This window comes from Caballeronia sp. INML3B, from assembly GCF_023631305.1.
In the GTDB taxonomy this organism is placed as follows: domain Bacteria; phylum Pseudomonadota; class Gammaproteobacteria; order Burkholderiales; family Burkholderiaceae; genus Caballeronia; species Caballeronia turbans.
Genome location: NZ_JALQDI010000022.1, coordinates 1 through 1,551, shown reverse-complemented (window position 1 = coordinate 1,551; position 1,551 = coordinate 1). Strand labels below are relative to the sequence as shown.

1 pseudogene is annotated in these 1,551 nt (G+C 60.5%); it reads right to left on the bottom strand.

The window, feature by feature from the left end:
- Positions 1-291: 291 nt before the first annotated feature.
- Positions 292-1,422, bottom strand: a pseudogene (locus NCS58_RS12160) (IS110 family transposase).
- Between the last annotated feature and the right edge of the window lie 129 nt (positions 1,423-1,551).

The window sequence follows — 1,551 nt, the reverse complement described above, 5'->3', positions numbered from 1 at the left end:
CGGCTGATATGACTCCGCCTGTCAATAGCGATCGGTTTTGGGTTTGTTGATGTGCGCATCTTGCCGAATTTCCTGAGGGCGACGTAGCAGTAAGTCTCGACGGTGGATCATGCTGATATTCGCGGGTTGGGTACCGCATTACAGAAATCCGCCCAATGAGCCTGCCGCTATCTAATGTCGCAAGTCGGATAGAAATCGTTGCGTAGCCGAATCGCGGGTTACTCGTGTGCCGGGCTACGCCGCCTTCAGGAAACTCCTCCCCATTCGACTAAAAGTTACTCAACCGCAGCATCATGTTGTGAGCGGCTCGCAGGGTATGGCAAGTGACATCGCGAGTCGACTGATGTCCCAAATGAATCCGGCGAGCTCGCGGGCGACCGCGACCACCGCGATGTTCTTCTGCTTGCCGCGCGTGATTAGCTTCCGGAAGCGCCGGCACAGACGCAGTTGCGCGTCCCAGGCTCGGTCCACGATTGGCTTTGGAATACCATCGTGACGACGTTGGATCCCGGGACTCACGCGGGCCGGATGTTGATAGCTCCAGGCCGCTTCGACCAACAGTTTTCTTGCATAGCTGTTGCCGTTTTTGGTGATACTGCCCTGACGGCGTTTTTCTCCTGACGAGTGCTCGGAGGGCGTCACGCCCAGCCAGCCCATCAATTGGCGAGGGTGCGCGAAGCGTGACAGATCACCGAGCTCAGCGAGCATGCCCACTGCCGTGGTGAACTGCACGCCGCGCATCGTCTGCAGGCCCAGAACGGCAGGATAAAAGCGCCAGTTGACGACGGCATCGCGCAACGCGGCCTCCAGCCGGTCGCATTGCGCCAGGCGATCCTCAATGGTGCGTCGATACTCCTCGAACGCCAGTTGCTGCCACGAGCTCTCGAATGCATACGTGCTCACCCAGCGCCGGTGCGCCGGCCCCCAGTCGGCTCGGCCCGTATAGCGCACCCCATGCGAGAGCAGAAAGCCCTTCAACCGTTGTCTGGCGCGCTTCAGATCGTCCTTGGCGCTGACCCACGCGCGAGCCAGATCGCGGAATGCTTCGTCCTCCACGCTGGGGACGTACACCGCTGACAGATCCCCGGCGCGCAGCGACCTCACGAGCTTGACGGCGTCGCGCCGATCGGTCTTGACTCGCTCACCAGGCTTTTTGGGAATCAATGACGGCGCGCACACCATGCAGTCAAACCCCTTCTGCACGAGCTGACGGTAAAGTCCGTAGCCGCACGGACCCGCCTCGTAGACGATGACGATGTGCCGAGCCTTCGACTAAAGGCGCTTGCACAGGCGATCGATATCCGTCTTCGTCGTACCGATCTTGCCGAGAAGTTCGACCTCGCCTGTGCCCAGCGCATAGGCAACTGTAATCGAGTCCTTATGGACGTCGAGCCCTACGTACAGTGTGCTATCGTTTTCCACGCTGGCCTCCGTGATGGATATCGCCGGGTGTGGCCCTGTCCACACCGTGCGGCTCTGGCAGCGATGCTAACCCGCGTCTGATTCCGCGCGCCAGGCCAGCCCCTGCCTCGCGGAGTCATACTGACTAAT